The sequence below is a fragment of the Halosimplex amylolyticum genome (genome assembly GCF_051414035.1).
Classification (GTDB): Archaea; Halobacteriota; Halobacteria; order Halobacteriales; family Haloarculaceae; genus Halosimplex; species Halosimplex amylolyticum.
The window spans coordinates 20,360-41,720 of sequence record NZ_JBLKNW010000016.1 but is presented as its reverse complement, the minus strand read 5'-3'; the positions used below and the strand labels follow the sequence as shown (position 1 = coordinate 41,720).

Annotated in this window: 20 protein-coding genes and 1 pseudogene; 8 read left to right on the top strand and 13 right to left on the bottom strand. The window is 60.9% G+C overall.

Annotation, left to right across the window (positions count from 1 at the left end; genetic code table 11):
- The 3 genes from ACMGFE_RS25825 to ACMGFE_RS25815 form a co-directional block, all read right to left on the bottom strand.
- On the bottom strand, positions 1-1,253 hold a 1,253-nt coding region (locus ACMGFE_RS25825), incomplete at its 3' end, for a multicopper oxidase family protein (RefSeq protein ID WP_436928145.1).
- Positions 1,243-2,391 (bottom strand): MBL fold metallo-hydrolase, encoded by a 1,149-nt coding sequence (locus ACMGFE_RS25820; protein ID WP_436928144.1) that lies wholly within the window; start codon positions 2,389-2,391, stop codon positions 1,243-1,245. The genes ACMGFE_RS25820 and ACMGFE_RS25825, both read right to left, overlap by 11 nt.
- A 77-nt stretch (positions 2,392-2,468) precedes the next feature.
- A complete protein-coding gene (locus ACMGFE_RS25815) occupies positions 2,469-4,253 on the bottom strand; it encodes a bifunctional metallophosphatase/5'-nucleotidase (protein WP_436928143.1) in 1,785 nt (594 codons plus the stop codon).
- Between the two features lie 302 nt (positions 4,254-4,555).
- Between ACMGFE_RS25815 and ACMGFE_RS25810 the strand changes: the two genes are divergently transcribed.
- Positions 4,556-5,341, top strand: a complete 786-nt coding sequence (locus ACMGFE_RS25810) for a sulfite exporter TauE/SafE family protein (RefSeq protein WP_436928142.1) — start codon at positions 4,556-4,558, stop codon at positions 5,339-5,341.
- A 109-nt stretch (positions 5,342-5,450) separates the two neighbouring features.
- Here the strand turns inward: ACMGFE_RS25810 and ACMGFE_RS25805 are convergent, their stop codons facing one another.
- Both ACMGFE_RS25805 and ACMGFE_RS25800 read right to left on the bottom strand, forming a co-directional pair.
- A complete protein-coding gene (locus tag ACMGFE_RS25805; protein WP_436928147.1) occupies positions 5,451-5,780 on the bottom strand; it encodes a four-helix bundle copper-binding protein in 330 nt (109 codons plus the stop codon).
- Positions 5,781-6,149: 369 nt separating this feature from the next.
- Positions 6,150-6,743 (bottom strand): helix-turn-helix transcriptional regulator, encoded by a 594-nt coding sequence (locus ACMGFE_RS25800; protein ID WP_436928141.1) that lies wholly within the window; start codon positions 6,741-6,743, stop codon positions 6,150-6,152.
- Between the two features lie 492 nt (positions 6,744-7,235).
- Between ACMGFE_RS25800 and ACMGFE_RS25795 the strand changes: the two genes are divergently transcribed.
- The 3 genes from ACMGFE_RS25795 (at position 7,236) to ACMGFE_RS25785 (ending at position 9,344) form a co-directional block, all read left to right on the top strand.
- Positions 7,236-7,886, top strand: a complete 651-nt coding sequence (locus tag ACMGFE_RS25795; RefSeq protein WP_436928140.1) for a hypothetical protein — start codon at positions 7,236-7,238, stop codon at positions 7,884-7,886.
- A 5-nt stretch (positions 7,887-7,891) separates the two neighbouring features.
- Positions 7,892-8,467 carry a GNAT family N-acetyltransferase gene (locus tag ACMGFE_RS25790; RefSeq protein ID WP_436928139.1) on the top strand — a complete coding sequence of 192 codons (576 nt, stop codon included), beginning with the start codon at positions 7,892-7,894 and terminating at the stop codon, positions 8,465-8,467.
- Between the two features lie 61 nt (positions 8,468-8,528).
- The gene (locus ACMGFE_RS25785) at positions 8,529-9,344 is read left to right on the top strand and encodes a DUF6517 family protein (RefSeq protein WP_436928138.1); all 816 of its coding nucleotides are present in this window, start codon (positions 8,529-8,531) and stop codon (positions 9,342-9,344) included.
- Between the two features lie 377 nt (positions 9,345-9,721).
- Here the strand turns inward: ACMGFE_RS25785 and ACMGFE_RS25780 are convergent, their stop codons facing one another.
- On the bottom strand, positions 9,722-11,125 hold the full coding sequence (locus ACMGFE_RS25780; protein WP_436928137.1) for a permease: 1,404 nt from the start codon (positions 11,123-11,125) through the stop codon (positions 9,722-9,724).
- Positions 11,126-11,482: 357 nt separating this feature from the next.
- On the opposite strand from ACMGFE_RS25780, the gene ACMGFE_RS25775 reads away from it, so the two are divergent.
- The 4 genes from ACMGFE_RS25775 to ACMGFE_RS25760 all read left to right on the top strand — a co-directional run bounded on the left by ACMGFE_RS25775 (position 11,483) and on the right by ACMGFE_RS25760 (position 15,921).
- Positions 11,483-11,746, top strand: coding sequence for a hypothetical protein (locus ACMGFE_RS25775; protein ID WP_436928136.1), 264 nt, complete (start codon positions 11,483-11,485; stop codon positions 11,744-11,746).
- A gap of 16 nt (positions 11,747-11,762) precedes the next feature.
- Positions 11,763-12,296, top strand: a complete 534-nt coding sequence (locus ACMGFE_RS25770) for an SRPBCC family protein (RefSeq protein ID WP_436928135.1) — start codon at positions 11,763-11,765, stop codon at positions 12,294-12,296.
- Between the two features lie 128 nt (positions 12,297-12,424).
- Complete coding sequence (gene acnA, locus ACMGFE_RS25765) at positions 12,425-15,205, top strand: aconitate hydratase AcnA (RefSeq protein ID WP_436928134.1); 2,781 nt, start codon at positions 12,425-12,427, stop codon at positions 15,203-15,205.
- A gap of 161 nt (positions 15,206-15,366) precedes the next feature.
- Positions 15,367-15,921 carry a DoxX family protein gene (locus ACMGFE_RS25760; protein ID WP_166974382.1) on the top strand — a complete coding sequence of 185 codons (555 nt, stop codon included), beginning with the start codon at positions 15,367-15,369 and terminating at the stop codon, positions 15,919-15,921.
- 59 nt (positions 15,922-15,980) lie between these two features.
- Here the strand turns inward: ACMGFE_RS25760 and ACMGFE_RS25755 are convergent, their stop codons facing one another.
- The 7 genes and pseudogenes from ACMGFE_RS25755 to ACMGFE_RS25725 form a co-directional block, all read right to left on the bottom strand.
- The gene (locus tag ACMGFE_RS25755; RefSeq protein ID WP_436928133.1) at positions 15,981-16,304 is read right to left on the bottom strand and encodes a hypothetical protein; all 324 of its coding nucleotides are present in this window, start codon (positions 16,302-16,304) and stop codon (positions 15,981-15,983) included.
- Positions 16,305-16,439: 135 nt separating this feature from the next.
- Positions 16,440-17,342, bottom strand: a complete 903-nt coding sequence (locus ACMGFE_RS25750; protein ID WP_436928132.1) for a DUF63 family protein — start codon at positions 17,340-17,342, stop codon at positions 16,440-16,442.
- 165 nt (positions 17,343-17,507) lie between these two features.
- Complete coding sequence (locus tag ACMGFE_RS25745; RefSeq protein WP_436928131.1) at positions 17,508-18,326, bottom strand: TrmB family transcriptional regulator; 819 nt, start codon at positions 18,324-18,326, stop codon at positions 17,508-17,510.
- Positions 18,327-18,573: 247 nt separating this feature from the next.
- Complete coding sequence (locus ACMGFE_RS25740; protein WP_436928130.1) at positions 18,574-18,930, bottom strand: DUF7344 domain-containing protein; 357 nt, start codon at positions 18,928-18,930, stop codon at positions 18,574-18,576.
- Between the two features lie 162 nt (positions 18,931-19,092).
- Positions 19,093-19,614: an Lrp/AsnC family transcriptional regulator gene (locus ACMGFE_RS25735; protein WP_436928129.1), complete on the bottom strand. Its 522-nt coding sequence runs from the start codon at positions 19,612-19,614 to the stop codon at positions 19,093-19,095.
- 81 nt (positions 19,615-19,695) lie between these two features.
- Positions 19,696-20,952, bottom strand: a complete 1,257-nt coding sequence (locus tag ACMGFE_RS25730) for an RNA-guided endonuclease InsQ/TnpB family protein (protein ID WP_436928128.1) — start codon at positions 20,950-20,952, stop codon at positions 19,696-19,698.
- A 136-nt stretch (positions 20,953-21,088) separates the two neighbouring features.
- A pseudogene (locus ACMGFE_RS25725) lies at positions 21,089-21,313 on the bottom strand (CopG family ribbon-helix-helix protein); the annotation flags it as partial.
- Positions 21,314-21,361 lie beyond the last annotated feature (48 nt).

Genomic DNA, 21,361 nt, shown 5'->3' with positions numbered 1-21,361 from the left:
AGGTGCATCGGGTGAACGACTGGGCTCTGATTGGTCATCCGAATCCGGACGTGTTCCCCGGGCCGAATCTGTAGCGGATCGGCGTCCGGGTAGGCCTGCCCGTCTATCGTCCACGTGTATGATTGGCCCCTGCCGCGTGAGAGCGTCAGATCGAACGTTCGATCCGGCTCTCCACTCACCCCGTCGAGCGAGGAGATTGCCTGCAAGTCCCCGTACCGCAGCCGGTTACTGGCCGACGACGGGCGCTGTGGGCTCCCTCCGCCCGCTGACTCGTACTCGACGACAGCCCTCGCTGGTGGTTCGTTTCCATCGAGCGCATCCGCTTGAACGGCCCACGTACCCGGGTTCGTCGCCTCAATCACGACGTCGTAGCGCTCACCGGCCCCGAAGACGAACGAGTCCACGTCGACGGGTTCGACAGGTCGACCATCGGCGTGGGTCACCGTCATCTCGTGGCCTGCGATTCGTACACCGAAGACTGTCGCACTCCCGGCGTTCACGAACCGGAGGCGCACCCGTTCCCCTTCTGCCACTCCGAACGTCGGTGGATCCTCTGGAAGCCGACCGTTGATCAGGAGACCCTCGTACGGCGGACGAACGTCTCCCATCATTCCGCCTCCTCCGCCCATTCCGCCACCGCCACCCCTGCCGCCGTCGGAGGGGAGTTCCGGCTCTTCGGGGAGGTAATCGTCGACGACGACGACGTACTCGCGGTCGTACTCGACGTGCGGGTCGCGTTCTTCGACGATCAGTGGGCCGAACAACCCACGGTCAAGCTGGAGCCCGACGTGACTGTGGTAGAAGTACGTCCCCGCGGGTTCCGCACGGAACGTATACGTGAATATCTCGCCGGAATCGATCGGGTCCTGGGTCACGTTCGGCACGCCGTCCATCGGATTCGCGACGGGAATCCCGTGCCAGTGAATCGTCGTCTCCGCCTGGAGGTCGTTGGTCAGTTCGACGCTGAGCACGTCTCCTTCCTGAACGCGTAGCTCCGGCCCCGGGAATTCACCTTCGTACATCCAGTTGGTCGTCGATGTATCGGGTGCTGGCCGAATGGTCCCGGACGCCGCAGTGAGGTTGACGGAAGTATCTGGCTCGAACGTGACCGTCGAGCGCGGCGTCACCTCACGACCTCCGCCGTCGCCGGAGCCCGGTAGCTGTTCGGCACAGCCCGCGAGCGCGCCGAGGGTGGTCGCTCCCGTCAGCTGGAGGAGGCTGCGACGGGAGAGCGAGTGCTGTTTACGCGGCACAGTTGTTCGGTCCCAGTTCGAGTTCTGTCGCTTCGCTCTCGTCGTCGACGGTGTCTCTGCCGGTGTTGATGGCGATGACTGCCTCGTAGTTCGGGGGTTTCTCCGGGACGTCCTCGGTCAGGCGCTCGACGAACGCGTCGCGGTCAAGTCCGAGGAAGTCAAGTCCCTCGCGCAGATCGCCGAGTCGGGCCTCGAGGGGTTCGCCCGGCGTGCCGTTTTCGTAGCGCCCGTCGCTCGTAACGGTGAGATGACCCGGCAGGATCGTCGTGTCGTCCGGGAGATCGAGGATTGTCTCGTGGAGCGAGTCGTACAGTAGTTCTGCTCCACGGGAGGCGTCGTCCTCGTCGAACTGGAGTTCCGTCCGTCCAACGGAGTCGACGAACAGCGTGTCGCCCGTCAACAGGAGTTCGCCGTCGACGAGGTAGTTCATCATCTCCGAGGTGTGCCCGGGCGTGTGCAACGCCTCGATTTCGACGTCACCGACCTCGATGACGTCTCCATCCGATAGCGGGTCGTATTCGTACTCGACACCGCGCTCGCTGGCTGCGTCGCCGAGGTGGTAGGGCACGCCGACCTCGTCGGCGAGCGCCGGGCTGCCCGAGATGTGGTCGGCGTGGACGTGCGTATCGAGCACGCGAACTATGGAGAGCCCAGCGTCCTGGGCGGCGACTTTGAACTGGTCGGTCTGCCGGGTCGCATCGACCACGACGGCCTCTTCTGCCTCCTTGGATCCGATGATATAGCCGAGACAGCCCTTCGCTCGGCGCTGGACCTGCCGAACGACGAGGTCGTCGCTGGCTGTCTCGATGAGGACGATCTCGTAGAGTTTGCTCCACTCCTCCATGCCGCCAGTGACAACCGAGACGTCGTCGTAGCCGCGCTCCTCGAGGTCGAACGCGAACGGCGTCGACGTTAGGCCTTTGCCACAGATAGCGATGACTGGCTGGCCGTCGACCAGTGCGTTCACCTCGTTCAGTTGGTCCTCGCTCAAGCCCTCGTCAGGGTCATACGGAACGTTCTCTGCGCCGCGCACGTGCCAGGCCTCGTAGCTGTCTTCGGGGCGCACGTCGACGAGCGTGAACTGTTCGTCCGAGTCGATCTTGTCCGCAAGTTGTTCCGCAGTGATGTTCTTGACCATCGTATCTCACCTGTGTCGTGTCGTGCGGTGTCCTTCGAGATCGTCGCTCGACGCAGCTGTCGCGTGCGCCGTCGCCCCTAGCGCGTTCGATTACGCCCTTCTTCGGGAAACGTGTTCCTGCGCGGAATCATGGACGTCTCGCAGTACGCTTCGCCGGCCGTGTAGTCGACGCCGGGCTGGACGAACGGATACGGGCCGTCCGCGGGCGTGTTCTGGACTCGACCGCCGTCCGCTGCGGTCTCGACCAGCCCCATCACCTTGTAGTCGACGGGCGAGTGTTCCTCGAGGTAGTCGACGATGACGTCGATCGGTATCGTTGCGTCCTCGACCTCGACGTCCTGGAACGGGAAGCCGCAGTTGCCGAGGTCGCGCTCGGGGTCGCCGGGCCGGCGGAGCGTCGCCACCGAGTACGTCTCCTCCGGGTCGACCGACTCGCCGTCGATCTGTAACTCGACGAGGCGGCGGCCGCGCTGAGCGGTCGGGTCGAGGGTTACCTCGACGTTCGAGGAGAAGTTGCGGACGCGGCCGTCCTCCTGGTCGTAGGGGTTCGGCGTGAAGTTGTCCTGGAGGAACGCCTCCATGTGGTTCGTGAGTTGCTGGCCGTAGGCGACACCGCGGGCGACGGGCGTCGTCATCGGGAAGAACGTGTATAGATCTCCGAGCGTGATGTCGCCGGGTGGGATAGCGGTCCCGTACCGGAACCCGTGTGAGACGGCCAGATCAGTGTCGAAGTGCGCCTGCAGTGCGTCGTTGAACAGCGTGTTCCACGCGCTCTCGAGGAACGACTGCCGATAGAGTGATTCCTCCGTTTGGCCGACGACCGCGTCCAGTGGCCGGTCGAGCGTGCCGGCCCCTCGCTTGAACCCTGGTTCGTCCTCGAGGAATGGTGCACGCACCGATTCGACTGTCTCCTGGGCATCGGCGTCCGGTTCCGGCGTGTGTTCGCCGTCCTCGGTCAGGCAGTAGAGGTGATGACGGAACTGCACTTCGCCGTCCCGAACGCGGAGGTCCACACGGCCGAGCGCCTCGCCCATGCCGGACTCGACGACGACTGTTTCGGTCTCCTCGACGACGATGGGGTCGTAGGTGTACTCGTGAGTGTGCGCGCTGAACATCATGTCCACGCTCGCACAGTCCTTGGCGGCCTGGACCATCCACGGGAGGCCGATCTCGGTGACCGCGACCACGACGTCCGAACCGTCTTCGCGGGCGGCCTGTGCGGACTCTTCGAGGAGTGCGGGGTGTTTGCCGAAGCGGTACTTCCCCTCGTAGAACGCGGGTGCCATCCGGTCGACGTAGACGTTCGTCATCCCGACGACGCCCACAGAGAGCCCCCCGACTTCGAGGACGCTGTACCCGTCGTACAACCGCTCGTCGGTCTCCTGATCGTAGAGGTTGTTCGCGAGGACTGGCGCGTCGAGTGCGTCCATCAGTTCCACGAAGTTGCCCTCCTCGGCGGCTTCGTTCGAGTAGTCCCAGTTGCCGGGAACGTAGACGGCCGGGTCGACGAACTCGTTGATGGGATCGATCATCGCCTCCCCGTCGGTGTAGGTCGTGATGGCCGACCCGTGGAACGTGTCGCCGCTCATCAGCGTACAGACGTCGTGGTTCTCGCGGAGTTCGGTGAGTTTGGCTGCGAGCAGGGGGATTCCGCCCCCGCGCTCGACGACGCGGTCGTCGTCTCCGAAGTCGAGGTCGGGCTTCGACGTCGGGTTGTCGTAGTAGACTTGGTGGCGCGGCGTTAGCTGGCCGTGGAGGTCGCTGACGTGCGTGAAGACCACGTCGGCGTCGTCGTTGCCGTCTCCGACAGGGGTGCCGCTGAGGGACCGCCACTCACCGATATCCGTTTCGTGCTCGTTCATCGTGCTGTGACTGTCGTTACAGACATCGAATGCTCGGTACATCCGGGTATAGTTATTCAGACAGTACACGAATATCGAAGAGCGCGAGCCCAGCGATCACGCTACTGTTAATGCCAAAGAGGTCGGACGAGCCGGCGACATTTAGGTGGAGCACGGAACGTGTAAAATTGGATTTTGTCTCAGATTCGAACTGCAATATAAGGTTCACTTACTGCTTCAGAGTTGAGCATTACAATAACAGATGCAGCCGGAGTATCGCTCATTCAGATGCGCACTCTACCGTGGCAATGGGGGTGTGATCGATGACGAGCGACTGGGTAACGACGGGGTTGTCTGCGGTCGTTATCCTCGTCGCAGCCGCCGTTCACGGTATCGCCGGGTTCGGCTTCGCACAGGTGTCGATGGGCATAATGCCGCTATTTCGGTCGCCCTCGAGCGCGTCGATTATCTTCACGGCGACGGCGGTGGTTGCCAACGCCCGCGTCTGGTGGAGCGTCCGCGACGCCTTCGACTGGGAGAAGTGGATCGTTCCTGTCGGCGGGCTCGTCGTCGGGATGCCGCTCGGCATCGTCGTGTTCAGTGGGTTCGACGCGGCACAGATGCGCGTCGCCATCGGGGCGGTTCTCGTGTTAGCGGTCATCGTCGTCGGCGCGACCCAGCAACTCGATGTCGTCACGGACTGGATCGAGGAGAAGGACTACCGACCGGGGAAGATAATTGGCGCGACGGCCGGGCTGCTCGCGGGGATTCTCGGCGGCGCCGTCGCCGTCCCCGGTCCGCCAATGATTGTCTACGGGGCCTTCATGTCGGCGAGCGGGTTCTGGAGCGACGAGGAGATGAAGGCCACGTTCACCGCCTTCTTCGGGACGCTCATGCTGTACCGCCTCGGGAGTCTCACCTACACGGGGGACGTGACGACGCCGCTGATGATCGAGGCTGCCGTCGCTATTCCGATGGTGTTCCTCGGTGCCTGGATCGGCGTGTACATCTTCGACCACATCCCCGAGCGCATCTTCCAGTGGCTCGTGCTGGCGCTACTGACCGTGAATGCGTTCGTCCTGCTGTTCACGTCGGTTCCGGAACTCTAACCGCGTTCGGCTGTCCTCTGTGCGAGGAATCCGGGTCCCCTCGAAACAGCGGTTGTAGCCAAAAAACAGCGTCGCAACGGTGCTAATTCGTGCGCTATTCGGGCGTCGGTCAGGCACTCATCATGTTCCGACAGCTCTCGGCGCATTCCTTGAGGACCTCGGCACAGACCTGGCAGTGATCGGCATCATGACGCTCACATTCTTCGGCACACTCCTCACAGGCACCGGCGCAGGCTTCGGCCAGTTGTGGGCTGTAGTTGGAGTTGCGAGCCATGAATCGGGCATGCAGCGACGCGATGTCTGCGACGTCGCGACAGAGCCGAGCACACGCTTCCATCTCCTCGTCGCCGAGGCACTCGTCGGCACACCACTCACAGACCTCAGTGGCTTCATTGCAGATCTCGATGCACTCGCGCTCTTCCTCGCTCAGATGATCGATCTTAGAGACTGTTTCTGCAAGTTACATTGCACGTCACCGTACGAGGCCTTTCTAGTTCATCGGCCTGCTTGCCCTTGCGGGGCCATATCATATCTGGTCGCCAGAAGGCGTCGAAGAGTGCGAGCACACCGCGCGGGAACGCGAGGTTCTGATGGCCTGGGCTCGGACAGCCTGAGAGGCCAACGGGCGCGATGGAACTCGATCCCATTATACGGCGGCGGGAGAGCGTTGTGGGGATCATAGCCCTCCTTTTCCGGGAGTCGAGGATTGGCCTCCTAGTGAGGACGGTGATACACGAATGTCGCTCGTCTCAAGTGCAAGCACCCACGACCACGGTTCCGATCAGTTCTGGATCTGCAGTAGCGATTGCTAGTTCGCCTGTTTCTGTTGTAAGTCGTCGCTCGGATAGATGCGATACGTCCGCCCTTGGCGCTCGCGGTACAGGATGCCGCGCTTCTCGAGAGCGCTCACCGTCTGACTGACCTTGCTCTTCGAGAAGTCCGAGAGATCTCGTAATTCGATCTGTGTAATGCCGGGCGAGGAGATAACTGGTTCGAGGATACGGCATTCATCATCTGGCAGGAGGTCTAACACACGAGCCTGTGGCTGAGACTCTGGATTGATAGCCCCGTCTGGTTGGGTGGTTCCCTCTGGCGATTCGTCACCCTCCGGATCGGTCGGATTCGCCATATCATTCTGTGAGCTGTCGGTTACGTCTATGCTGGTGACCTCCTCCCGAATCACGAGATACCCCCCACCGATGACAGCCGAGACGAGGAAGGTTCCGAGGACGTACCAGAGTGGATTCGTTCCGTGAACGGACCCCATCGACGTGCCCATCATCGATCCCATCTGGTCGAAGGCCTGCTGTTGCTGATATGCTTGCCAGCTGAGCACACCGACGACGACGAGGACGGCGGCGACCAAGCCACCGACCACTGTATCGGCTCGCCGCCGATTCATGTTCCCCACCTCGATCCGCCGAGATACCTGCTCATGCATAAGAGTTCGCGAGACATCGCTGTACCTGTTTTGATTAGACGACAGCGTGTCATAGAATTCTTCTCGTACGCATTGAAGTGATAGATACAGAGAATGCATCGCTCAATCACGAACTGAGTATGTTTCACGAATTCGGTCAAATATCTAACTAAGCCATAGAATCGTCGGAGAGCGACGAGTTTGCGCGAGGTCGGTCACCGCTAGCACGAGGTTCCATCTCGCTCGGCGTTCACTCCCTCTCTGCGTGGTTGCGGGTGTATCCGTGGTTACCCTCAAACAGCTGCTTGCCGTTCTCGGCCGTGTCGAGCGTGGCATGCTACAGTTGCCGCTACCGAGCCCGCTGACCGGATTCCCGACAGCGGCCCCGACGGAGCAGCTCGGTCGGGATTCCGGGCATTCTACCACCGATTCGTTTGCGGATAGAACTATATGCCCCTCCTACGGATACGTCGTATGTCAACTGACGAGCGAGGCGGAGACGACCGACGTCTCGACCGCCGGTCGGTGCTACGGGTCGCGGCGGCTGTCGGTGGGGTCGGCTTGGCAGGGTGTACAGGACTCACGTCGCAAACGTTCACGGCGAACTCCGCCGAGGGGACGGCGGCGTTGACCGAAGAACTCGGATTTGAGCAGACGATCTCGGAGACGTTCACCGAGACCCGGAGCCGATCCGTCGGGCCGCTCGAGGGCTCCGTGACCGCCGAGAGTAGGCTCACCGTGTTCTCGGATGGGGAGTCCGCGCCAGCACCCACCGAAGCGGACCGCTGGGCGGCCAGCGAAGCACCCATGGCAACGTGGGCGGAGAAGACTCCCACTCTTGGGGTCACCGACGGGGACGCCATCGATGGCTCGAACGTCACGCCGACGGACGAGGAGGCACCGTTCGAATCGGTCCCATCGAACGCTCTCCGACTCTTGTATCCCGAGGGGGCCATCACTGATGGAACAGTTGCGTCGACGGACCTCCTCGCCGTTGCACCTGGCGACGACGTTCGTTGGGGTGACCGGGAATCCGACGGTCGGATTACGCTGGACGAGCCAGCGCACGTGTTCACCGGGGGGAGCTTCGCTCCCGAGGACGCAGTCCTCCCCTTCCAGTCCTGACTCGCATGTCCGACTCGTCGGACGGGACCTGGACGGTCCGACCAGCCGAGGCTGCAGATGGCCCGGCGGTGCATGACCTCTGGGCCGATTCGTTCGGCCCGCCTGGTGGGGAAGCCAGTCGCTGGCTAGATCTCGCTCTCGCCGATGGACCGACCCAGTGCTGGGTCGTGGCCGATACCGCGGGCGACCCGGTCGGCTTCCTCTTCTCGGCCGAGGTCGACCGACGGTTTCTGCAATCGTATCTCCGCGGCCACCCGGTCGTGGACTCACTGCCGACCCGGGTCGCGATTATCCACATGCTGGGTGTCAGCCCAGCGTGGCGCTCGACTGGGGTGGCGACGGCACTCGTCCGGCGGAGTATGGACTGGGCGAGCGAACGGGTCGCCGTGATGCTGGTGGCACTCTGGAGACGGGACGACCACGTCGACTCCAGCGGGCTCTCGACCAAGCTTGGATTTACACACGTCGGAACCGCCGAGGAGTTCTACGACGATCGCGTCTACTGCCCGGACTGCGGGGCGTCGTGTTCCTGTCCAGCGACCATCCACGTGAAATCGCTCGACGACGAGCAGCCGTCGTAGTCGCGTGAATCGCCCGTGTCGAACGGTCAGTCCGTCCCTGTAATCGATTATATTGCATGACATGCCATGTTACTTACTTCCACAGATTTATTACAGGACATCTCGACCCCTCCGCATGGGAGGAGTTTCAGGTCTGGAGAGAGCTCCGGAACGCATCGCACACCTTGGCTCCGGCGAGGGGGTTCCGTTCGCCGACGCCGAGGAACTCACCGAGTTTGACGTGGGCGGGGTCTTCGTCACGATGGCCGGAACCGCTCTCTTCGACGACGACCAGACGTTCGACGTGGGTGAGGGCGAGAAGCAGTTCACCTACCTGCAACCACTCGACGAACAGTGGGTCGACCGGACGGCGACGACGGTATGTGTGTTCACGACGCCAGTGGCTGCCGTGGAGGGGGAGTCGCTCAATCCACTCGCCGAGGTCTCGGAGGAGACGTTCGTTACTGCGAGGGGTGGCCGGTATCTCTCGGAGTCGGGCATGCTCTCAGCCAGTGGGCTTGGCTCGAACCTGTCGTGGGTCGTCTCACCCGCCGAGGTCGGCTCACAGTCGGTAACCCTGTTCGACAAATCGTCGCCGCTGTTATCGTATCTGGGGCTCATCGAGGACGAGTCGGGCGACATCCGGACGGTGATCATCCACATCGCGAAAGCGACGCTCGACGACGAGACCGCCTTCGGCGTGGGCGTCCAGCATCGAAAGCTCTGGACCGGCGGGAGTCCGGATGCCGTGGCATCACTCGTCGAGGAACTCGAGTCACGGTCGGTTCCCGAACTCGTCGGTGACGACGAGACGGCAGTCGTCGAACGGGCTGGTATAGACGCAAGTGCTGCACACGTGGCCGCCGCACTCGCCGAGGTTCGCCGTACGGAGTCGTGATCGGGTCGAGCTAACCGCTCTCTCTAGGTGACGCCCCCGCCCAGACCGTCGTCTCGGAGCTCGCCGTCCCAAAACGCCTTTCGATTGCGCTCTCACCTCGCTGCACTCTATCCAGCTGCGTCCCCCCAGTCGTCTGCCGCCATCCACTCACCCATCACACCCTCGAGCACCCGATACGCGCCCTGTATTCAGCACTGCTCTTCCGATCTCATCGCTATTTGATAGGACTCGTCGCGTTACGTTCGCACATCTATTGAGCGGATGTTTCGACGCAACTGCCGTCGAAATCAACCCTCGTGAACGATTCTATGACACGCTGTAGACGTAGCAATATTTGGGGCTGCCTGGCCGCGATACTTGGTATCGCGATGCGACGTTCAGTGATGCTCATGGTTCTGGGAACCTCCCGATCCTGAAACCTGTGGGTGTTGCTGTGCAAATTCGGAGGGGCGCTTCTCGAACGAGCGCTTGCACTGATCCGAACAGAAGTAGTACGTCTCGCCGTCGTGGGTGAGACTCGGCCCGCTATCGTCGGTTCGCATCCCACAGACGGGGTCGCGGTACTGCCCTGGCGCACCGAGACCACGACGGTAGACGTAGAGGAGGAAGCCAGAGAGCGCAAACGCGACGATGTTGAGGTAAAACGTGTAGTTAAGTTCGAAGTACGTCTGTTCGGAGGCTGTCTCTCCGCCAGCGAGATTCGGGACGATCCCGAGAGCGCTGAACAGTTCCTCCATGAGAAAGCCCGTGAACGCCATCGTCACGAAGAAGATACCGAGGATGTACAGCATCACCTTCCAGCCGTAGTACTTCCGGTAGACATTCAGGACAGGGATGGTGATGAGGTCGGCGTAGACGAACGCGATGACGCCGGCGAAACTGACCCCACCACCCCAGAGCGCGACGGCGAACGGGACGTTGCCCATGCTGCCGACGAAACTGAGCACGGCGATCGCGACACCCATGGTGGCGTTCTCTGCGCTCACCAACAATCCATCGCCCTGGAGGAAGAGCGTGTTCCAGACCCACTGCGGAACGAAGACGATGACAAACCCCGAGATGAGAAACCCCGCGATGATGTCCGTCCAGATCATCGACCATTCCTTGCGATACTGATCCCCGACTTTGTACCACCCGCCCCACGAGCGGAGTTCGTCGCGCCAACCGCCGCTACTTGCGGCTTCCTGCTGGTACGTCTCCATGCAACCTTCTGAACAGAACTTCAGCGTCTCGCCCCCGTCAGTCTCCAGCGAGTACTCGTCTTTGCCTTCCATCCCGCAGGTCGGGTCCTCAGTGATCCCTTGGTCGTGGTCGCGTTGATTCAGTTCCTCCCGTACTTGCTCGAAGAGGTTCTCGGGGAGTGTCAGATGAACGAGGACAGCCATCACGGCGATGAGAATGACGCCGCCAAGGAGTTCTGCAACCAGAAACTCCCAGCCGAGGAGGATGAGGATCATCAGCCCGAGTTCGACGATGAGGTTCGTCGAGGCGAACATGAACGCGAAGAAGTTCACTGTGTGCGCTCCCTTCTTGAACAGTCCCTTCCCGATGGCGACCGCGCCGTAGCTACAACCACTACTTGCCGCGCCGAATACGGTTGCCTTCGCGAGACCGCCCAGATCTCCCTCTCCGAGTACGTTGGCCATCCGCTCTTTCGAGACGTAAACCTGAACGAGACTCGTGATGACGAGCCCCATGATGATCGCCCACGCCGCCGTCCAGAGGAAGCCGACGCCGATCCGCAACGACTCGAGGATCCCCTCGACGAGGGTGGCTTGCATGGCTAGACTATCGCAGCCATCTGCTTTGTCATTTGTTCTTAAGAAACCGGGGCAGTGGATGGAGTAGACCTTGCATTCAAAGGTGACTCATGCTATTAGATGTGGTCAACCGTTCGAGGACTGTGTTCGCGCTCATCAGTTTTTGCGTGTCACTGATTCCAGGCGGTGGTTGCTCCGTGGTCTTCCGACGGACCGGCCACACAGATATGGGGATTGTACCGCTGTTTCCCACACGATATTCTTGCTCCATGTTACCAAGGGATCGTTCCCTTTCGAATTGTAAGAGAAACCCGATTGAAGGAGTAGAGCGTATCTCTAGTCATGAGCACTACCACCACAAACCAAGACGCGTACGAAATGGACTCCACGACCAACGTGATGCAGCTCGATTCGTTGGCACTGGCGGGCGCAGCAGCAGTCGTCGCTGCCATCGCGATGCTCCTGCTCGGTGTGTTCGGAGCAATCGGCGTCTACGAGGGCGCAGTCGAAGCGATGGAGCAGTGGCACCTGTTCTTCGAACCGACCGTCGTCGGGACTGTGGCGGGCATGGTCGAGGCAGCGGTGATCAGTTTCGTCCTCATGTACGCCTTCGCGTGGCTGTACAACGCCTTCACATCATAAATCAGGGATTCAATCCATGTACGTTACCGACAAAGCCGAAATCGTCATCGACGCATCGTCCGAGGAGATCTGGAAGTACGTAACCGATCCAGTCCACTGGACGGCATCGAACCCTGAGGAACACTACGGGCTCGAATACGACACACCCGATAACCGTCCCCGAGAGGGCGCAACGTTCCATCAGGCGGAAGAAGTCGCCGGGATGTACGCCGACTTGCACGGCCGATTCCAGTATATCGACCGTCCCAACGTGGCGGTCTGGACGGGGACGGCGTACTACCCGCTCCTTCGCGGACTCGTCACCGTTCGGATTCCCGAGGGAGGGACCATCCGACTCGAAGAGACTGCAGACGGGACTCGGATGTCACACGCCGTCTGGATGGACTTCCCGAACAACCGACGGGGACGGGCGCTGAAATGGGTGTTCACCTCCGCTCTCAATGGGAAGGCGAAACTCTACGATCACACGAACAAGGAACTCGTCTTCTTCAGGGACCGCATCGAATCGGCGACACCTGAGAAACCGAAGCCGCCGGGGACGAGTTCGTAGCAGTATCAGTTTGTCACTCGAATCGTGTACACTGACACTCCCATTCCAACCGATAGAAGTGACCGTCCACATCGTCACCCCGTCCATGGGGGAGACGATTCAAGGGCCACGTCACCGTAGGACAAGGTATGAACGAACCGTCTCCATTCGACGCAATTCGCGAATTCGAGTTCGACGGCACCTCCTACAAGATGGCCGACCTCACAGTCCTCGAAGACGAGGGGCTCTGCGAACTCGATCAGCTCCCCGTCAGTATCCGCGTTCTCCTCGAGTCCGTTCTCCGCAACGTCGACGGGGAGACGATAACCGCCGAGGACGTTCGCAATGCCGCCTCGTGGGAACCCGACGTCCCAAACGTCGAACTCCCGTTCACGCCCTCCCGAGTCGTCCTGCAGGACCTCACCGGCGTCCCTGCCGTGGTCGACCTCGCAGCACTCCGATCAGCGGTCGATCGCAAGGGCAAGGATCCAACCATCGTCGAGCCGGACGTCCCGTGCGACCTCGTGATCGACCACAGCGTGCAGGTCGACTACTTCGGCTCCGAGGATGCCTACGAGAAGAACGTCGAACTGGAGTACGAGCGCAACGGCGAGCGGTACCGGTCCCTCAAGTGGGCCCAACAGGCGTTCGACGACTTCCGCGTCGTCCCGCCGGGGACTGGTATCGTCCACCAGGTGAACCTCGAGTACCTCGGGCGGGTTGTCCACGCCCGCGAGCAGAATGGGGAAGAGTGGCTCCTGCCGGACACGCTCGTGGGGACGGACAGCCACACGCCGATGATCGGCGGCATCGGCGTCGTCGGCTGGGGCGTCGGCGGCATCGAAGCTGAAGCCGCGATGCTCGGCCAGCCGATCACGATGAAACTCCCCGAGGTGGTCGGCGTTCGGCTCACCGGCGAACTTCCCGAGGGAGCGACCGCGACCGATCTCGTTCTTCACGTCACTGAACAGCTTCGGGAGGTCGGCGTCGTCGATCGGTTCGTCGAATTCTTCGGCCCCGGTGTATCGAATCTCACTGTTCCAGACAGGGCGACCATCGCGAATATGGCGCCCGAACAGGGCTCGACCATCAGTATGTTCCCCGTCGACGAGGCGACCCTCGACTATCTCGAACTCACGGGCCGCGACGAGCAGCACATCGAACTCGTTCGGGAATATCTCGACGCACAGGGGCTATTCGGTGAACAGAACCCCGAGTACACCGAAACGGTCGAGTTCGATCTTTCGACGATCACGCCCAGCCTCGCCGGACCGAAGAAGCCCCAGGACCGGGTCGCAATGGGCGACATGAAGTCACACTTCCGGGGACTGGTTCACGGCGAATTCGCGGACGAACTCGACGACGTCGACGAAGACGCGATCACGCGATGGATCAGCGAGAGCAGCGCTTCCGGCGACGATCAACCCGACCCCGGTCTTCAGGAACCGGACGTCGGCGAACTTAACGACAGAGTTGAAGTCGACGTGAACGGTGAGACGGCCGAAATCGGGCACGGAAGTGTCGTCGTCAGCGCCATCACCAGTTGTACGAACACGTCGAACCCGTCGGTGATGCTCGCGGCGGGACTGCTCGCCCGTAACGCCGTCGAGCGCGGTCTCGATGTCCCGGACCACGTCAAAACGAGCCTTGCACCGGGCAGTCGTGTCGTCACTGAGTATCTCGAAGAATCGGGACTGCTTCCCTATCTCGAAGATCTCGGCTACAACGTCGTCGGCTACGGCTGTACGACTTGTATCGGAAACGCTGGGCCGCTTCCCGAACCCATTGAACGCGCGATCGACGCCGAGGATCTCTGGACGACAAGTGTCCTCTCCGGCAACCGGAACTTCGAGGCACGCATCCACCCGAAGATCCGGGCGAACTACCTCGCCAGTCCGCCGCTGGTGGTCGCCTACGGTCTCGCCGGGCGCATAGATATCGATCTCGAACACGATCCACTCGGCACTGACGACGACGGCGATCCGGTCTATCTCTCGGACATCTGGCCCGACGCCGACGAGATCCACACGGCAGTCCACGACAGTGTCGATTCCTCGATGTTCGAGGAGAAGTACGCCGAAGTGTTCGAAGGTGACGAGCGCTGGGACACGCTCGACGCGCCAACCGGCGACGTCTACGAGTGGGATGACTCTTCGACGTACATCCGCGAACCGCCGTTCTTCGAGGACTTCCCGCTGGACGAGCCCGGCGTCGCAGACATCCAGGACGCTCGCACGTTGATGCTGCTCGGTGATACGGTCACGACTGACCACATCAGCCCAGCGGGCCCGTTCTCTCGTGAGCAACCTGCTGGTGAGTGGCTCGTCGAACAGGGCGTCGAACCTCACGATTTCAACACGTACGGCGCTCGCCGGGGCAACCACGAGGTGATGATGCGCGGCACCTTCGCCAACGTCCGCATCGAGAACGAGATGCTCGACGATGTCGAGGGGGGCTACACGGTTCATCAGCCGACCGACGACCAGACGACCGTCTTCGAAGCGAGTCAGCGCTATCGAGAGGACGATACGCCGCTGGTCGTGTTTGCGGGTGAAGAACTCGGAACGGGGTCGAGCCGCGACTGGGCCGCGAAGGGGACCGACCTCTTGGGCGTTCGTGCAACCATCGCTGAGAGCTACGAGCGCATCTTCCGCGACAACCTCGTCGGGATGGGCGTCCTCCCGCTCCAGTTTGCCGACGGCGACTCCTGGGAGTCACTCGATCTCGATGGATCAGAGAATATCGCGATCCACGGCCTCGACGACGGCCTGAGCGTGAACGACGAACTTACTGTCGTCGCTGAACGATCTGACGGATCGACTGTTGAATTCCCAGTCACTGCCCAGATTAGTACACCGGCTGCTGTTCGATACGTCGAAAACGGCGGTATTCTCCATCTCGTTCTTCGTCGCCTACTCACCCAAGAGTAGGTGCGACGTTCTATTTCTCTCACTTCAACGTGCGACGGGTTCGTCGCTTCTGGGAGAGTGTGGTTCGCAGCTAACTACTGGTTCCCGCAGAGCTTGGACGGCCTACTATACTCGGCGAGAGGTGCGTAGCTTTATACGATGTTGACGAATCACTCTGTAGTATGTCACCACAGGAAGTCACGCTAGAAAGCACAATTGGCGGCTTCACGGCGAGCGGGAAGCTCCATACCTTAAGCGTCTGGTTTATTTTTGCGCTCAGGCTGATGATGGGGATTGCGTTTTTCCAGAGTGGACTTGATAAGGTCCTCTCGGGGAGTTTTAGTGCCGGTGGATATCTCACCGGGGCCGTGCCGAACAGCGGGAGTCCGCTTGCAGATTTGTTCGTCTCGATGGGGAACACGCCGTGGTTCGTCGACTTCGTGAACGTCGCAGTGCCGTGGGGTGAGGTGCTGATCGGCCTCGGGTTGTTATTCGGCGTGCTCACTCGGCTCGCTGCGTTCTGGGGGGCGTTTATGATGCTCATGTTCTATTTCGGCAACTGGGACGTCACACACGGCTACATCAACGGGGATTTTGCGTACATGCTCGTGTTCCTCTCTGTCGCCGCGTTTGGCGCTGGACGGATACTCGGCCTCGATGCGTATATCGAACAGTACGAGGTCGGCGGAGTGCCGCTCGTCGAACGGTATCCCTGGACTCGATATCTTCTCGGTTAATTTCCTGTATTTCGAGTCTCTCCGGGGAGATCCAACGTGTTATACGCACGATGGATGAGTTACATTTCCGCCTCCGAAGCAGATCGGTTTGTCATGATGACACCACTAATCAGCATCAGTACCGCGAGTGCGGCCATACCGAGGTCCCACCCCATACCGGCGGTTATCGTCGATCCCATACTACCGGTCATTCCACCATCCATTCCGGATCCCATACCCATCCCCCAGTTCGTGCTGCCGGTAACACCGACCAGCGCCTGGTTGATCAACATCACGAGCGAGTACCCGATCATCAGGGGGCCGCTTGCCTTCCCCAGCCGGCTCGCATAGGGCGTCAGCAAGATGACCCCGTGAACCACGACTATCACGCCCAAGAGCGCCATGAACAGGCCACTGTTCGGGCTCGCCCATCATCCCGGTGCCACCAGTCGCTGAGACCAGCGAGTAAAGGCCCGAGACCAGTGCGATTGCCGCGCCGTACTGCCGTGTCGTAGCGGTTGTATTCATCGAATCCATTGTTAGACCCCGAGCATCATCCGAAGCGACCCTCTGACGCCCATCGGTAGCCCGATAGCCCCGATGAAGAACGTCATGAGCCACCACCAGGTGTGGTTCATTTTTGCTTTCGCATCCGCGAGGTACCACACAATTCCCCCGGTCACGAGAAGTTTGAGGACGAACGTCGACCCGGAGAACCCGGTCACCTGATAAACAAGGTTCGTCACGACCAGCTTGGGCGAGTAGTTGAGGAACGTGACGCCGATGAGGTTCTGCGAGCCATCCCACGTCTGACCGAAGACGGCGAGCAGGAACAGTGGATGCCGTAACGGAACACCCTCGACAACATCCGCGCCCCAGTAGTAGAGGCCGGTTACACCGAGGGTAATTCCGGTTGTCGCGACTGGCACCCACAGCCGAAGTGGCGCGGGGCTCGTCGCGCCGTACCAGAATGCCCAGCCAACCGCACCGACGGCCCACACTACCCCGACCACACCGACCGACTGCGGGATTGAGATGAATCCTCGGTCGCGAGCGAGTGCACCGATTCCGAGCGCGAGGACAGTAACAGCAGTGACGACGAAGTAGATTGAGGGCGTGATGAACAGCACGGCGTAGTCACCGAGCAAGCCGATATCTTCGAGTGCACGCATCGCACCGCCGGCGACGATGATTGGCGCGAACCCATAGGCCAATCCCGCGTCGAACGTCACGTCGAGGTGGTCGAGATACGCTCGGAGGCCCGGGAGACTGTACACGACCGCGGCGAGGTACGTTACCGTGTTCACCGCGGTGTAGCCGCGGACGGCTCGAATTCCTTCGTGTGCGACTGGTTGCCCGGCGGCGTCTGCAACGACTGGGCCCCACAGATACTGCCAGATGAATCGGTCGTAGACGAGCGTCGGAAACGAGAGAAATGCCAAACCGACGAGCACGATGGGGGTTCGTCTTCGAATAGCGTGCGTGGACGCATTACGTACTTGGGTTCGTCGCTATTGCGCCCTTGAGGAGACTCCCAACAGTTAGCCGGTCTATTTCCTGTAGTCATCACTTTGTTCGTGCAGTCTGGCACGGGACCCGCTGCCTGGCTACGTCGCCGGGTCCGCCAGGGGGAGCAGCCCCGAGGAGATTATCCGGCGAAGGAGGACGACGATACCGTTGTCCAGGCCGTTGGCGAAGATCGCCTGCTCGTGTGAGTCATCGTGGTCGGCGTCCTGGTAGAAGGAACTGACCAGCAACGTCGTGCGGTCGACCAATAGCAGGCGGCTGATGGCAACCTCGTCGTCGGTCGCGGGCCCCAGGAGCCAGTCCAGTTCGGTTTCGAACACCTTCACAGATGGCAGCTCGGTACCGAGCTTGGCGATGATCGCGTCCGTCTCGCCACCGATGATCACGTCGACGCCACGGTCAACTGCGTCGTGGAGCCGGTCGTACAACGCCTCCGTCAGGAGTTCTTCCTCGACGACCAGCAAGACGATCTCCGAGTTGGCGTCCTCCAGCAGCGTGTGTGTCCGGGCCTCGATACCGTCGTGGCCGGACAGCGCCCACACCTCCTGCATTCGGTCGCTGTCGTCGACCTCCGGCTGGAGATCGAGCGCTTCGAGGTGTGACTGGAGGGTGTCGATCCGCGAGTCGTACTGCTGCCGCAAGGTCGTGGTTGCCTCCTCAATGCTGACCGCGCGAAACTGCTGAGGGGTCCCGTGTTGCACTTCGACCAGCCCCATCGACTCCAGCACTCGGACGGCGTCGTACACCCGGGTCCGCGGAACTTCCGAGATCTCGCTGATTTCCTTGGCGGTCCCCGTCGAGAGTTGGGTCAATGCCAGGAAACTCCGCGACTCGTACTCCTTCAGCCCGAGGTCCTGCAACAGACTCACCGTCTCGGCTTTACGTTGCTCAGCTGCCATTGGATGGTCCTGTCATGTCCGACTGGTTGAGAGGGCTAATTCACGCTCGGTCGGGATTTGGGTGACAGACTCTCCACACTTCGAGCAAGCGTCCATCTCCTCGCTGGTATCCGTTATTTCACAGGCAGCGCACCAATACAGGGCCGTGGTGGCTTCATTCTCGGAGTCGTGATGAGAGACCGATGGCTCGGCCTGTGTGCGCCCACTGAACCGGGAGAGCCACGTGTGGAGACGTTGGCTCATTGGGTTATGGCCACCCTGCGGGCAGTTTGTCTTCGTGGTCGGCCATCAACCGGAGTAACGACCCGATCTCGTCGAAGTTCGGCCCCCGCCGAATCGTATTGGTATCCCTATCCCACGCGATATAGCCTGCCTCGGCGAGTTTGGGTAGATGCACGTGATACAGGGTCGTGCGCATCTCGGTGAAAGTGGCGTCGTCGACGGCGTTCGGGTCGCTGTCGGTGTGCCAGGCGGCAACCCGAGCGGTGAGGGGGTCGAAGCGGACTTGAGTCTCCTGCTCAGCAAGATAGCCCAGCACGTACCGACGAATGGGATCTGCCAATGTGCGGAAGGTGTTGGTAACCCTCTCGGTAGACTCGGTCATACGGTTGCACGGACGTGCTCACGAATAACTCTTGTTTCTCAGAAAATCATAACATTTGAAAATTCAAGCAGAAATCGGCTACTGGTGGATATATTGAAATCCAAATGTGGTCCGGGCGCCTACCGCTGCGGATAGATTTGAAAATTTCAAGCGATTCCCCGACTATCCTTGATCGGCGACCGACCCGTCGTCGGTGTCGTCCTCCTGGCGCGCGTCGGGGTCCGGCCGCGGATAGAAGTGGTCCCACGACTGGACCTGCGTCTCGGAGATGATCTCAGAACTGTTGATCGTCAGGCCCAACTCCGCTAGTTCGTTCCGGATCTCTTCGATCTCCCCGACCGTGTCGGCCACGACCTCGACGTGGACATTCCGTTCGCCTCCAAGCAAATCGCGGGTTGTCACCACACCGCGAACGTCGAGTATCTGTCCGGCCAGCGAGTCCAGCTCATTCGGATTGATCGTGCAGACGAACATGACGTGAAGGGGGTAGCCCGCTTGCTCGTAGTTGATCTCGGGGCGATAGCCCCGGATCACGCCCCCGTCTTCGAGTTTGTCGAGCCGATTCCGGACCGTCGTGGAGGTCACATCCACCTTCTCGGCGATCTCCGTATCAGTCTGGCGGGCGTTGAGTTGGAGTTGGTGTAGGATGCTCCGGTCCACATCGTCGATTTGACTGCTGTCCATACCGTATTATTGGATAGGGAGACTGATAAGTCCGCATGGGCCCGTCACTAGCATAGAGTCAACTACCCCACCCTACTTCGCTCACCCTGACGGGTTCGCTCGTTGAGGGTAGGGCTTGTCCATGAACTCGGCGTCAAACCCTTTCGGGTGGGCGGTAAATCCGCCGCTCGGCGTCACCGTTCCAGACTTCAGGGCAAGCTGACTGTCGCCCGTCCGCCGAGACGACTGTTGGCCTCGACGGATGTACCGCATCCCGATGTTCTTCGCCGCGTTATAATCCGCGTTCGCTTCTGAGTCGCACTTCTGACACCGAAAGTCGGTGCGAGTCGGACGGTTCTCGTCCGCCGTGAACCCACACTCAGCGCACCGCTTGGATGTGTACGCCGACCCGACTTGCTTCACTGAGATACCTTCGGATTCGGCTTTGTATTCCACCTGCTCATACAACGTTCGGAACGCCCACTTGTGACCCCACGACGCACTCGTTCGGTCGCGAATGTGGGTCAAGTCCTCGAACGCAATTACGTCGCACTCGTATCGGAGTGCTTCGTCTACGATGGCGTTCGACGCTCGGTGGAGTACGTCTCTGGCGTATCGAAGTTCCCGGCCACTCGCCTGTTCGAGCGTCCGGTGGGCGCTTCGCGTCCCGGTCTGCTGGAGCCCAGCGCGTACCTTTTCGAACTCGCGGAGGTCGTGGGTCAACTCCCGCCCACTGAAGAAATAGGCGGTGCTTGTGACGGCGAGGTTTTCGATACCGAGGTCCACCCCGAGGACCGTTCCGTCCTCGGCGGTTTCTCGTTCAGTATCGTTCTTGGGCCGGCGGAAGCCGATATGCAAGAGGTAGTCGCCGTCACGGGCGGTGAGCGTACTTTCCGTGACGCCCCACTCCTCGGAGTCGAGATACTGCCGCTGGTACCCATCATCGGCGTCGGGCAGCGCAAGCGGACACCGGACGCGACTCTCTGTTGTTGAGAGCGACACCGTATCATCGTCAAATAGCGTCATGGTCCGAGTGTCGTAGGTCACCGTCGGTGCGGTGAAGGTGGGCTTACTAACCTTCTTGCCGTTGGACCGGCGTTCGAGACAGCTGGTGATGGCTTGGGCGGCCTGGTGGGTAGCGAGAATCGCGTGTTGACTCCCGAGGTCGGTCTGTTCCCGCACGTCGTCGTAGGCGAGGGGCTGTACGTCGCTTTTCGTGTTGCACTTACCCCACGCTAGGTCGGTGGCGAGTTGGCACCCACGCTTCCACTCGGAGATGGTCTCTTCAAGGAGGTCGCGTTGCTCGTCTGAGACTTCGAGACGAGTGATTGCTGTCCGACGCACGTAGTCGTCTGCCACAGATTCAATGTAACGTGGAAGCTACGTAAAGAGTGATGTTTGTAACGTATACGAACACACTCCTCCCCTCCCTACTCGCTCCCTTTGCTTTGCTTTGCTTCAGTCGCTCCTTGAGGAAGGGGACTCCGCGCTACCGCTCCAGTTGAACTCCGTGGAGTTCGCCGATAACGTCGTGATGGCGGTAGTCGAAGGCGACAAGCGCAACGATTTCACCCGCCGTCGATTCGAGGCGTGAGTGTGCCTCGACGTATTCTAGCATCGCTTCTCTGACTGCCCGCGACCGGTTGTCGAGTTCTTGCTCCTGCCACACTCGGTCGAACGCTTCGACGACTTCGTCAGGGATGTTGAAACTCGTTCGCATACGCCCATTCTCGCAGTGCAGTCACAAGATGTCTCGTATGACGGAACC